General features: G+C 51.9%; 11 protein-coding genes. All 11 read left to right on the top strand.

Features of this window, described 5'->3' with window-relative positions; genetic code table 11:
* The first annotated feature begins 128 nt into the window (after nucleotides 1–128).
* The 11 genes from Pelsub_RS06795 (at nucleotide 129) to pstA (ending at nucleotide 13,126) form a co-directional block, all read left to right on the top strand.
* Nucleotides 129–719, top strand: a complete 591-nt coding sequence (locus tag Pelsub_RS06795; protein WP_158675017.1) for an RNA polymerase sigma factor — start codon at nucleotides 129–131, stop codon at nucleotides 717–719.
* Nucleotides 700–1,242 (top strand): anti-sigma factor family protein, encoded by a 543-nt coding sequence (locus Pelsub_RS06790; protein WP_116224478.1) that lies wholly within the window; start codon nucleotides 700–702, stop codon nucleotides 1,240–1,242. Before Pelsub_RS06795 ends, Pelsub_RS06790 begins: the two co-directional genes overlap by 20 nt.
* A complete protein-coding gene (locus Pelsub_RS06785) occupies nucleotides 1,223–2,179 on the top strand; it encodes a bactofilin family protein (RefSeq protein ID WP_116224479.1) in 957 nt (318 codons plus the stop codon). The genes Pelsub_RS06790 and Pelsub_RS06785 overlap by 20 nt, the downstream gene beginning before the upstream one ends.
* Nucleotides 2,180–2,305: 126 nt before the next feature.
* On the top strand, nucleotides 2,306–4,480 hold the full coding sequence (locus Pelsub_RS06780) for a bi-domain-containing oxidoreductase (protein WP_116224480.1): 2,175 nt from the start codon (nucleotides 2,306–2,308) through the stop codon (nucleotides 4,478–4,480).
* 7 nt (nucleotides 4,481–4,487) lie between these two features.
* A complete protein-coding gene (locus tag Pelsub_RS06775; RefSeq protein WP_158675016.1) occupies nucleotides 4,488–6,440 on the top strand; it encodes a heparinase II/III family protein in 1,953 nt (650 codons plus the stop codon).
* Between the two features lie 9 nt (nucleotides 6,441–6,449).
* Complete coding sequence (locus Pelsub_RS06770) at nucleotides 6,450–7,679, top strand: glycosyltransferase family 4 protein (protein WP_116224482.1); 1,230 nt, start codon at nucleotides 6,450–6,452, stop codon at nucleotides 7,677–7,679.
* Nucleotides 7,654–8,355, top strand: coding sequence for a response regulator transcription factor (locus tag Pelsub_RS06765; RefSeq protein WP_116224483.1), 702 nt, complete (start codon nucleotides 7,654–7,656; stop codon nucleotides 8,353–8,355). The genes Pelsub_RS06770 and Pelsub_RS06765 overlap by 26 nt, the downstream gene beginning before the upstream one ends.
* A gap of 5 nt (nucleotides 8,356–8,360) precedes the next feature.
* Nucleotides 8,361–9,710 carry a sensor histidine kinase gene (locus Pelsub_RS06760; RefSeq protein ID WP_116224484.1) on the top strand — a complete coding sequence of 450 codons (1,350 nt, stop codon included), beginning with the start codon at nucleotides 8,361–8,363 and terminating at the stop codon, nucleotides 9,708–9,710.
* 120 nt (nucleotides 9,711–9,830) lie between these two features.
* On the top strand, nucleotides 9,831–10,754 hold the full coding sequence (locus Pelsub_RS06755) for a phosphate ABC transporter substrate-binding protein (RefSeq protein ID WP_116224485.1): 924 nt from the start codon (nucleotides 9,831–9,833) through the stop codon (nucleotides 10,752–10,754).
* 540 nt (nucleotides 10,755–11,294) lie between these two features.
* The gene (gene pstC, locus Pelsub_RS06750; RefSeq protein ID WP_116225023.1) at nucleotides 11,295–12,185 is read left to right on the top strand and encodes a phosphate ABC transporter permease subunit PstC; all 891 of its coding nucleotides are present in this window, start codon (nucleotides 11,295–11,297) and stop codon (nucleotides 12,183–12,185) included.
* A 14-nt stretch (nucleotides 12,186–12,199) separates the two neighbouring features.
* Nucleotides 12,200–13,126, top strand: a complete 927-nt coding sequence (gene pstA / locus Pelsub_RS06745; RefSeq protein WP_116224487.1) for a phosphate ABC transporter permease PstA — start codon at nucleotides 12,200–12,202, stop codon at nucleotides 13,124–13,126.
* The last annotated feature ends 4 nt before the right edge of the window (nucleotides 13,127–13,130 follow it).

The raw sequence follows: 13,130 nt of genomic DNA, 5'->3' as shown, positions 1-13,130 counted from the left end.
CGAATATTTCGAATAAAAGGTACTATTAATAAGATAAAGTAACATTTCGACACCGGTAAAGAAACCTTTTTTTTTGAATGAACGTATATAGGTCAGATAATAAAAACAAAAGGACTGGAGCAGCTCCCGTGACCAATATAGAGGCGGAATGCCTCACATTAGCGTTGCAAGGTAATCAAGATGCGTTTACGCAGATTGTGGATACTTATCAAAACCCGGTATATAACCTATGTTATCGGATGTTGGGGAACCCGCAAGCCGCAGAAGATGCTGCGCAGGAGACTTTCTGGCGGGCATATTCCAACCTTAAACGCTATGATCCGGAGCGGCCCTTCGCGACTTGGCTGCTTTCCATCGCAGCGCATCATTGTATTGATCAACAACGACGCAAACGTTTGATGACCGTGGATCTGGACGAGATTATTGAATTCAGTGCTGAAGATCCCGCCCCAAATCCTGAAAAGGTAATAGTTGAAAGTGAGTTTAGTGAGGAAATCCAAAGACAATTGAATGGTTTAAATGAAAACGACCGTGCGGTCCTGATTTTGAGGTATTTTTATGAACTCTCGGAGGAAGAAATCTGTCAAACTTTACAAATATCAAAAAGCGCAGTAAAAAGTCGTTTACATCGTGCGCGTCAGCATATGACAGATCAATGGACTACCTCGCAAGAGAGCCAGGCAACAGAAAGAAGGCAACATGAATCACAAACAATTTGAAAGTTGGATCCTGGACGAACACAAATTAAGCGACAGCCAAAAGGCAGATTTGCTGATCCACTTGGCTGCCTGCCCCAAATGCAGTCAGTTGGATACCGGCTGGCAGGCCAGCCGTAAGCTGATGAAGCAAGCTGCTGCGAAAACTCCTGAACCGGGTTTTAGCGTGCGCTGGCAGGCATTTGCAGAAAAGAAATGTCAAATGAAAGTTATACGCCGACAGCGTGTCTCCATCTTCATGGCGTTGGTGGTTGTATTCTTCCTCTCATTGACATACATGGTTGCAAGCGGTTCTTTTCTGCACATGCTGGCTGACATTTTTACAAGCGCCACAACCCTCCTGTTCAATATGACAAAAGGACTTTCCTCTTTTGGATATTGGATTGGCCACATGCCGGTTGTAGTGCCTTTGGCGGTTGGTTTCATTTTCTTCGGGTTAATCAATGCGTTCATTTTAGTTGGATTGTTCACGCTGTGGAACATTAGACAAAGGAAACTTCAAACAGATGAAATCAAGACTGATTAGCATTTTATCCGTGATTTTATTGGCGGGGCTTCTTTCAGCCTGCGGTAGCGTTCCATTTGAGAAAATGGAACTGAGTAATGGTTCCACTACCACCTACCCCAGCCAGTTTCTCACGGGAGATGTCTATGTCTTAAAAGACCAAGAAAAGATTGAAGGCAACATTGCCGGTATTGGCACTACGCTCATCATTGAAGATGGGGCTGTGGTCACCGGTGACATCAGCTTAATTGGCGGTAACCTTGAGATCGATGGGCAAGTATTAGGCGATGTAAATATGTTTGCCGGTACCACCACGATTGGCGATACTGCCGTGATCAGCGGCTCCATCAACCAGGTCCTGAATCAAACCACGACCAGCCCCAATGCCTCCATTAGCGGTGAAATAAACACGTTCATCTTCCCATTTTCCGGCGGCGGACAAATAGGAAAGAATATTCTCAATATTCTGGAATGGATGAAGCCCGGTTTTTGGGTATTACTGCAAGTGGTTCGCATTTCACTGTTGTTACTGGCCACCTTACTGGCAACAGCGCTGTTCACCAACCCGACTTTTACCGTTATGGCAGCCATCCGGAAGAACCCGGCAGTATCCTGGGCTGTGGGTGTAGTGATTAGCTTTGCGATGCCTATCATCTCGCTTGTATTAATCGCGACTATCTGTCTCAGTCCCATTGGTTTGATTCTGCTGCTTGCGTACCTGATCAGTATCCTCTGGAGTTGGACTGTGCTCAGCAATATTCTTGGAGAACAGGTAACCCGCTGGCTTGACTTGAGTTGGAATAAGGAAGGAACTGCCGTGTTAGGCGCTGTACTGACCGGAGTTTTTATCTCCTTAATCTCCCTGATTCCATTTGGTGGAATCCTATTGAATGGCGCGATTTGCTCCATCGGGTTGGGCGGTATTATTCTCAGCCGCTTCGGTACACACGAATCCTGACATAATCAGATTAATGAAATTACTTAGAAAAGCAGGCACACAGCCTGCTTTTTTATTTCATCGTTGGGGGTAACTTGTAGGTATAATCAACCTATCCTGTAAGAAATATTAAACCAGCGAGGTCGTATGAAACAGGTTCTACAAAACCTTAAAAGCGGAAAAACAGAGGTAGTGGAAGTACCCATTCCGCAGATAAAGAAGGGAAATGTGCTGGTACAAACCGCTGCATCCCTCGTTTCTGCCGGTACGGAACGCAACCTGGTTTCTTTCGCGGAAAAAAGTCTGGTTGGGAAAGCTCAATCTCGTCCGGATTTGGTCAAACAGGTCGTTGACAAAGCCCGGCGCGAAGGGTTGTTGACCACTTTTGAATCTGCCATGAACCGTCTCGACCAACCCCTATCGCTGGGGTATTCCTCCTGCGGAACAGTAGTGGAAGCCGCCGCAGACGTATTGGATTTCAAACCCGGCGACCGGGTAGTGTGTGCCGGCGGCGGACATGCTGTGCATGCCGAATTTGGGCTGATCCCCCAAAACCTGATCGCGCATCTGCCCGATGGAGTCGATTTCGAATCCGGCGCGTTCGCTACCATGGGCTCAATCGCCCTGAACGGCATCCGCCTGGCTAATCCGCAATTGGGCGATAAAGTCGCCATTATCGGGATGGGATTGCTGGGACTGATCACTGCCCAACTGGTCAAAGCGAACGGCTGCAGCGTTTACGGCATGGACATCTCGCCTGCGCGCGTGGATTTCGCCCGCAAGTTGGGCATCCAGGCCGATACCAACGAGACTTTGCTGGAAAATTATCTGCCTTTCACACGCGGAAAAGGTTTCGACATCATCCTGATTTGCGCTGATACGCCTTCCGACGAAACCGTCAACTTCGCCGCGCAAATCGCCCGCGATCGGGCCCATGTGATTTCGCTGGGCGTGGTTGGACTGCACATTGAGCGCAAAGGCTATTACGAAAAAGAGTTGTTCTTCCAGGTGGCGCGTTCCTCCGGCCCGGGCCGTTACGATGCGGCTTACGAAGAACAGGGGCACGATTACCCCATCGGGTACGTGCGTTGGACGGAAGGGCGCAATCTGCAAGCCTTCGTGGACTTGCTGGCAAGCGCCAAAATTGACATGCAGGCGCTCATCACCCACCGTTTCCCAATCGAGAATGCTCCCCGCGCTTACGAATTAATCACCGGAAAATTGCAGGAGCCCTACCTGGGCGTCCTGCTTACCTACCCGCAGCAAACCGGGCAGCGCGAACAAAAGGTCGTTTTCGCCGTCGAAAAATCAGCCTCCACCCCCGGCCATCCGCTGGCTTTGGGCGTGATCGGCGCGGGCAACTATGCAAACGCGGTCTTTTTACCGGCGGTCAAGAAGATCGGCAGCATCCGGCTGGCCGGCGTTGCTACTTCCAGCGGTTTGAGCGCGCAGCACATCGCCCGTAAGTTTGGCTTTTCCTTCGCCAGTTCTTCCAACCAGGATATTCTGGCGGACGAGTCCATCAACGTTATAGCCGTCCTGACCCGCCACCAGACGCACGCCAGGTTTACCATGGAAGCGCTTAAGAACGGAAAACACGTCTATTGCGAAAAACCCCTGGCTATTAATAAAACAGAATTGGACGAGGTTGCTTCTTATTTAAACAAACCAGAACACCCTTACCTGTCAGTCGGGTTCAACCGGCGTTTTGCCCCCATGGCGCAAACCCTGAAAGGTTATTTCAAGGATAGTGTGGAACCCTTCTTTGTGAATTATCGCATCAACGCGGGCTTCATCCCGGCCGATCATTGGCTGCACGATCCGGCCCAGGGCGGCGGCCGGCTGGTGGGCGAAGCCTGCCATTTCATCGACTTTGTGTGTTTCCTGACAAACAGCAAACCCGACCAAGTCCGCACCGTAAGCCTGCCGGACGCGGGCAAGTACAGCCGCGATAACTTCCAAATCACCATCCAGTTCGAGGATGGTTCAGTCGGGGTGGTATCCTACCTCTCTAACGGCAATAAACGTTTTCCGAAAGAATATGTGGAAGTTTTCAATGGCGGCAAAATCGGCATATTGAATGATTTCCGCACGCTGGAATTGTGGGATGAACACAGAACCATTTCAAGAAAATCACTGCTGCGACAGGATAAAGGGCATCAGGCTTCCTGGAAAGCCTTCATTGACGCAATTCAGGCCAACGCAGCCGAACCCATCCCGTACGAACAACTGCTGCTCAACAGCTACACCACGCTGGCTTGTAACCAGTCGCTGGTCAGCGGAAAAGCAGTCAAATTAGCGGAGTTCCTCGCCGCGGATTGAAATGCAAATGTCCGGTTTGAACCGTTTTTCTCTCAAGTTCAAAACACTCTTTCAATTAGGCTTTAAACAAAGCAGCCAGTTCCTGATCTACCAACTGGGGCTGCGCTCCGGGTATTTCACCAAGCGCACACCCGCCCTGGCAGTCAGTGAATCATTGGATGGCAAACAGCTTAAACCAAACTGGTTTCTGAACCTGCCGGAAAAAATAACGCTGCGCCAAATCAATGCTGCGCAAATCCAAGCAGTTTACACCGAAGCAGACGAGATTACGCAGGGTAAGATCCGCTTTTTCGGCGGGAACCTGAAAACGCTCAACCTGGCACCAGTCGCTGATCCGCCGCACTGGAGCGTTTACGAACGGGGAGCGGCCCACGTGGGGGACGAGGATATCAAGGATGTTTGGGAGCCTGCTCGTTTCAATTGGGCGGTGACTCTGGCCAAAGCGTATTACCTCAACGGAGAAGAACGTTACGCGGCCGCCTTTTGGCATAATTTTGAAAACTTCATTGAAGCCAACCCAGTCAATTGCGGACCCAACTGGACCTCGGCCCAGGAAGTCAGTCTGCGCATGCAAGCCCTGATCATCAGCGCGCACTTGCTGGCAAACGCCGCGGAATCCACAGATGAGCGCATAAGAACGCTGTGCGCCAGCGTGGCCGACCACGCCCGGCGCATCCCCCCCACCATCAGCTATGCCAAAGCGCAGAACAACAACCACTTGCTTTCCGAAGCCGTGGGTTTGTACGCTGCTTCCCTTTTCCTGCCCCAGCACCCGGCTTCAGCCGCATGGCGCCAGAAAGGATTGCGCTGGTTCAACCAAGGTATTGAAGCACAGATAAACCGCGATGGTACCTATGCGCAGCACTCTGCCAATTATCACCGCCTGATGCTGGTGCTGGCTTTATGGATGCAGCTCTTCCTGGAAAAAGAAAATAAAATTCTGGACGATGGCGTTCTTAATAAACTGGCCGCTGCCACAGCCTGGTTGGGGCTGCGGCTGGACCCCGCCTCCGGACAGGTGCCCAACCTGGGACATAACGACGGTTCCAATATCCTGCCGCTCAGCAGCGCAGCATTCAACGATTACCGCCCGGTCGTGCAGGCCGCTTCGCGCGCCTTTCGCGCCTGCCCGGCCCTGCCGCCCGGTCCATGGGATGACCTGTGTCTGTGGCTGGACATTCCCACTCAAAGCGGCAATAATCCGCCTCCTTCCAGCGGTAATCCCCTCGATCAGCTAATTCTCGGCGATGCCCGGGATTGGGCCGCGCTGTGTGCCGCGCGATTCCATTCTCGCCCCGCGCATGCCGACCAGCTGCACGTGGATATCTGGCATAAAGGTATTAATATCGCGCTGGATCCCGGCACGTTCCGCTATAACGCACCCCCGCCCTGGGAAAACGGCCTGGCTGGTACAGCAGTGCACAATACCCTGACTATCAACAATCGGGACCAAATGACGCGTGCGAGCAAGTTCCTATGGTTGGATTGGGCTCAGGCGCAGGTAGAAATGTGCTCGCCCCAGGAAATCCGCGCCAGCCATAACGGCTACCGGCATCTGGGGGTTCTGCACTACCGCAGCCTGCGCCAAGGTGATTCCGGCGGCTGGGTCATCGAAGACGAAGTCCTGCCGCTGCGCGAGATCACGGAAGACTATACAGCAGTGGTCAATTGGCTGCTGCCGGATTGGCCCTTCGCGCTTGCGCAGGATAATGTCTCTCTGGAAAGCCCCGACGGGAAAATTACCTTGTCGTTTTCGACCGCCGGCCTGCCCGCGGCGGTTTCATTGGATATCTTCAAGGCCGGGCAATCGCTGACTAACGGTGAAAGTGACGACCATCTGGGTTGGTACTCACCTACTTACGGTGAAAAGATCCCAGCGTTGTCCATCCAATACAAAATCATCCAAAAACCGCCCATTCAAATTCATTCAGTCTTCCGGTGGGCGGATGAACCCGGTTAAAATCAATCCATGCATATATTATTGATTCATCAAGCTTTTGCAGCTATTGACGAGCCCGGTGGCACGCGTCACCATGAATTCGCGCGCCTCTTCGCGGCCGATGGCCACCGTGTCAGCATCATTGCCAGTCCGGTCAGTTACCTGACCGGCAAGCAAGCCAGGAAATCCAAGGTCACTTTGGACGCGGGCGGGTTGATCGCCATCTACCGCACCTACACCTACCCGGCCCTGCACAAAAGTTTTTTCCACCGCATTTTTAGTTTCCTGTCTTTCATGCTCAGCTCCTTCTTCAAAAGCCTGTCCATCTATCACGTGGACGCGGTGTGGGGTACCTCCCCGCCCATCTTCCAGAGCTTCACCGCCTGGCTGGTGGCGCGCTTAAAAGGCGTGCCCTTCATCCTGGAAATCCGCGACCTGTGGCCGGCATTTGCCATCGCGGTAGGCGTGCTCAACAACAAGACCCTCATTGCTTTATCGCAATGGCTGGAGAAATTTCTATACCGGCATGCCGACCTGATCGTGGTCAACTCACCCGGGTTTATCGAACACATCCGGGCGCGTGGCGGGAAGAACATCTGCCTGATACCCAACGGCGCCGATCCGCTGTTCTTCAGCGAAGTGCCCGGCGATCCGCGCAAAGACCATCCCGAATGGAAAGGCAAATTCGTGGTGTTGTATACCGGCGCGCACGGCATGTCCAACGATTTGGAAGTGGTTCTGCAAGCGGCCGGCCTGCTGCAGGAACATGACGATATCCGCTTTGTGCTGTTAGGAGACGGCAAAGAAAAGCCGCACCTGATAGAGATGGCAAAGTCGATGGGATTAACCAATCTGGAATTCGCCGACCCGCTGCCCAAAACGGAAATGCCAGTGGCTATCGCCGCAGCCGACGCCTGCCTGGCCATCCTGAAACCCATTGAGATGTACAAAACCACCTACCCCAATAAAGTATTCGATTATATGGCCGCTGGTAAACCTATTATCCTGGCTATCGACGGGGTCATCCGCGAAGTCGTAAAAAAATCCGACTGTGGTATATTCTGCCAACCGGGTGATCCGCAGGAAATGAGTGAGGCTATACTTAAGCTGTATCGGGATCCTAAAACCGCCCGGCAAAAAGGGTTGAATGGACAGCATTATCTGGCCGAGCATTTCGATCGCGCCAGAATTGCGGCGGATTTTATGGACAGAATACAGGAAACGGTTGGTGGTTATGGCAGAAAAAATACTAATAGTTGAAGACGAATTAACGCTGCAGGAAACATTGGCGTATAACTTGAAAAAACAGGGATACCTGGTGGAAAGCGCCGGTGACGGTCCCTCGGCCATTGTGAAGGCCAAACAATATCAGCCCGACCTAATCATGTTGGATATCATGCTGCCCGGCATGGACGGTTTTGAAGTCTGCCGAATCCTGCGAAAAGACATGCTGGTGCCTATCCTAATGTTGACAGCGCGCGATGATGAAATTGACCGCGTGGTTGGGCTGGAGGTCGGCGCGGATGACTATCTGACTAAACCTTTCAGCATGCGCGAACTGATCGCGCGCATCAAGGCGCTGCTGCGCCGGGCCAAGATCATGCAGGAAATACACCCCGCGGATGCGCAGGACCGCAAGGTCTATAAATTTGACAACCTGGTCATTGATGAAAATCGCCGCGAAGTCATGCTGAACGGCAAACCTTTGAATTTGAAACCCAAAGAATATGAACTGCTTTTGTTCCTCGGACAGCACCAGGGCCAGGTGCTTTCGCGCGAGACTATTTTGGAAAAGGTTTGGGGTTGGGATTATTTCGGCGACAGCCGTACCGTGGACGTACACATCCGCTGGCTACGGGAAAAAATCGAAGAAGACCCGGCCAAACCTAAACGGATCATCACCAGCCGCAGCGCCGGTTACCGCTTTGAGGGTTAGGCAGTATGCGTAATTCCCTTTTCTGGCGAATTCTAGCCGTAGGGTTGCTGCCGCTTCTTGTTCTCTATTTCTATTTCAACGCCTCAGACTCAGTCAGTTTCATTCACGAACACATCCCCTTTGTCCTGTTGGTTGTTGCAATCCTGATTGGCGCCTCCTATCTTATAAACCGCACCTACTCACAACCCATCAATCACCTCACCCAACATCTGGATGAACCGCAGGATTTGACCAATTTCTTCTTCCGCACCAAATTACTGCCGGCTGAAATTCAACGCCTTTATAAGCGTGTGCTTGATGATCTGGATCTGAAGTACCGTGAACAGGAGAACACCCAATCGGAAAAAGCCATTTTCTCCTCCATTTTGAGCAGCATGACCGATGGTATTCTGGTTGTGGATGAAAATAACGATGTTACGCTCATCAACCAGGCTGCCGGTTCGATTTTCAATGTGACCAAAGAAAGCGCGCTCAACCATTCATTGGTGGAGGTAATCCGCCACTTCAAAATGAATGAATTGCTGGAAAAAACACGCGAAAGTGGCACCCCGCAAATCGACAGTTTTGAAACAACCCCGGAGAAATATTACATTCGCTGCATCGCCACCCCGCTAAAGGAACAAATGCCCGGCAGTATCCTGTTTCTGATGCAGGACCTGACCCGCATCCGTCAGCTGGAAATCATCCGGCGTGACTTTGTCAGCAACGTCTCTCACGAACTGCGGACGCCGCTGACCTCCCTGAAATTGATCACGGAGACGCTCCAGGACGGCATGCTCGACGATCCGCAGCAAGCGGAAAAATTCCTGGACCGTATGAGCGGCGAAATCGACAATTTGAGCCAAATGGTCGAGGAGCTGCTTGAGCTTTCCCGCATTGAGTCCGGCCGTGTTCCGTTGGAAAAGCGCTGGGTAAAACCCCAGGAGCTCCTGGGCGCGGCCTGTGAACGGATGACACTGCAAGCGGAACGAGCCGGTTTGACCTGCAGCACAAACTTTCCTCCCGACTTACCTTCCATCTTCGTGGATAAATCCCGTCTGGAAAGCGTGCTGGTGAACTTGCTGCACAACGCCATCAAATTCACCCGTCCCGGCGGTAGTATCGAACTCTCGGCCTATCAGAATTTAAACACAATCGTGTTTTCGGTGAAAGACACCGGTATCGGTATCCTGCCAAAAGACCTGGCGCGGGTATTTGAACGCTTCTATAAATCCGACCGGTCCCGTTCCGAAAGCGGCACCGGCCTGGGCCTTTCCATTGCCCGCCACCTGGTTGAAGCGCACGGCGGCAAGATCTGGGCTGAAAGTCAGGTTAACCAGGGCAGCACGTTTTCTTTTTCCATCCCGATTAAGTAAATCAAGGCAAATTCATATCTAATTAAGCATCCTTTAACCTTCTCTTAACATGCCTTCCCCTTGGCGTTAATTTTCGCTTGATAACATTCAACATGAATCTTAACTAAATAGGAGAAAAAGATGAAAAAGAAGGTTTTAGTTTTAACCGCTGTTATGCTCGTAAGCGCCCTCGTTTTTGCCGCTTGCCAACAGGCAGCACCCACCGAAGAAGCAGCCATGGCAGAAGAAGCTGCTCCCGCTGAAGAAGTTGCCCCCACCGCAGAAGTTGTAGAAGCTCCCGCTCTTTCCGGTCAACTCCAGATCGCCGGTTCCACCACCGTACAACCTCTGGCCGAAGAGTTGGCTGCTGAATTCATGGATGCCAATCCCGATGTTTCCATCGACATTCAAGGCGGCGGTTCCAGTGTTGGTGTAACCTCTGCCGGTGACGGCACAGTGGATCTCGGTTCCGCTTCCCGTGAGATCAAAGATTCCGAAATGGAACAATATCCCGACCTGCAGGTCTTCACCATCGCTTATGACGGTATTGCTGTAGTCGTGAGCCCCGATGTGGCCCTCGATAACCTGACCAAAGAACAGGTTCAGGCTATCTTCTCCGGCGAAGTGACCAACTTCTCAGAGGTTGGCGGCCCGGATGCCCCCATCACCGTTGTTTCCCGTGAAGAAGGTTCCGGCACGCGCGCGGCTTTCGAAGAATTGGTCATGGAATATAAGGACGACGCCGGCGAAAAGCAGATCAAACCCATCGCGGAAAACGCCTTGCTGCAGCAATCCAATGGTCAGCTGCGCACCGTGGTTGCCACCACCCCCAACACCATCGGTTACCTGTCCTTCGGTTTCCTGGATGACTCCGTCAAGGGTGTCGCCATCGAAGGTGTTGAACCGACAGTCGAGAACGTCAAGAATGGAACGTATTCCATCTTCCGCCCGCTGAACCTGCTCACCAACGGCCAGCCCTCCGAATTAGCCCAGGCTTTCCTGGATTACATTCTGAGTGACGGCCAGACCATCGTTGCCGAAGATTACATCACCGTCAGCGACTAATCTCATTTAGTTTTCGCATCATGAGGGGCACTCCTCTCGGGGAGTGCCCCTTCCTTCGATGAAGCAGGGACTTGGATTATGAAAATATCACAAAACACAAAAACCTCGGCTGTCCGGTTTTTATCCATTTTGTTTGCGCTTTCGGCAGCCGCAGCACTAACCATCAGCCTCGGAACGTATTTCGACTTTTTTACATTAAAGACAACAAGTTCCCCATTAGTCATTTTGATTATCGGAATTGTTACGGCCATCATATCCGGCCTGGTTGCCTTCGGCCTTTGGAAACTTAAAAATTGGGCAAAAACAACCATCAGCATACTCTCTGTACTGGTTATTGCGATTTTTGTCATCAGTGAAATTTTTAGTTTTTCAACCATCGTATTTGCCGGTGAATCGGTTGTTCCTCTGGGAACCATCTTTGCGACAATAGGGCTGACTCTTTTGGATTTGCTCATTAAAAGCGCAATTCCCCTGGCTTTAATCTACTTGCTGAAAATGCTGGACGAAGTATTTCTGGAAGGGGAAACGCAGCGCTTCTTCATGAACCAATTTATCCAAAGGGCATTGACGGTCATCGCCACCACCTCAATTTTGGTTGTGGTGCTGATTTTTGTCTTTACATTCATGGAATCCACCGACGCCATCAAAAATATCGGGCTGGGAGAATTGCTGACCGGCACCATCTGGCGCCCGGGTGCTGTCATCGGCGACCAAACCGGCCAATTCGGCCTGGTACCCATGGTGATTGGTTCGCTCTACAGCACATTGGGGGCTGTCCTCTTGGGTGTACCCTTATCCATCTTCACTGCCATCCTACTGGGAGAAATCGCCCCGCACGCTATTCGCGAAATCTTCCGTTCCGCCATTGAGTTATTGGCAGGCATTCCTTCGGTTATATTCGGCCTGTTCGGGATGGTTGTCTTAGCTCCCCTGATCCGCAACATCGAAATCAACGGCAACAGCGGCTTTGGCATCCTGAACGCCTCCATCATCCTGGCTATAATGATTCTGCCCACTATCACCAACGTAGCCGAGGACGCCATCCGGGCAGTTCCCAATTCCTATCGGGAAGCCTCGCTGGCCATGGGCGCCACGCATTGGCAGACCATAACCACGGTAGTGCTGCCAGCAGCCCGTTCGGGCATTATCGCTGCGGTCATTCTGGGAATCGGGCGCGCGTTAGGTGAAACCATGGCGCTCATCATGGTTATCGGCAACTCCATCGCCATCCCCACCCCGCTCAACGACAATCCGTTCTCCGTTCTGCTGGCTACCGCGCGTACACTCACCGGTAATATCGCCGTGGAAATTAATTACGCTGCCGGCGTCCACCGTAGCGCGCTGTTCTTCACCGGGATCCTGTTGTTCCTGCTGCTGCTGTTGATCAACCGACTGGCGCACTTCATCATGCGTGAAAGACAGCCTTCATAGAGGAAGAGAAAATTATGATCAAAGATATTTCGCTCGCAAGGAAGCAAACCCGGGTGATTGATCCGGCCAAGAACTTACACCAACGGCAACTCAAACAAAGGATCGCTTTCGCGCTTATCTGGTTGGCCGGTATCATCGCCATCACCGCGTTGTTGTTCATCGTCGGCTATATGGTCAGCAATGGATTCAAGGTCATTAACCTGGAATTCCTGACCACGCGCCCGGCAGGCGGAGTCTCCGGCAAGGGCGGCATCTCCACCACCATCGTAACCACAATATACCTGGTCCTTCTGACCATCACCATCGCCGCTCCCCTGGGTATCGGTACAGCCGTCTTTATGGTGGAATACACCACGGAATATGCCGGGAAAAAGAATCTGGTTGGTTACCTGATCAACCTGATTCGCACCAGCGTGGAAATCCTGGCCGGTGTTCCATCCATCATTTTCGGCCTTTTTGGTTTTGCCGTATTTGTGTCATATATGAAATTGAAGTTTTCGCTGCTCTCCGCCGGGCTGAGTGGCGCCTGTCTGGTCCTGCCGCTGATCATCCGCACCACCGAAGAAGCCCTGCTGACCGTGCCGAAATCTTACCGAGAAGGCAGCCTGGCTTTGGGCACGACCAAATGGCAGATGATATTTGGCGTGGTGCTGCCCTCGGCCCTGCCCGGTATCATCACCGGCATCGTATTGAGCGTAGGGCGGGTCATTGCGGAAACAGCCGTATTCTGGGTCACATTGGGCGGCAGTTACCGTTTGCCCAAAAATCTGCTATCATCAGGCCGTACCATGGCGCTGCATGTTTACATGCTGGCCAGCGAAACCACAGCTTTTGACAAAGCGCTGGGAACTTCGGCTATACTAATCGTTATCATAATATTATTGAATTTGGCCATCAATATATCATCGAAACAATTTTCGAAAAAATTCTCTGGTAAATAGGGTA

Source organism: Pelolinea submarina (assembly GCF_003966975.1).
Lineage (GTDB): Bacteria > Chloroflexota > Anaerolineae > Anaerolineales > Anaerolineaceae > Pelolinea > Pelolinea submarina.
The sequence above is the reverse complement of the archived record's forward strand: the minus strand, read 5'-3'. Positions and strand labels throughout refer to the sequence as shown.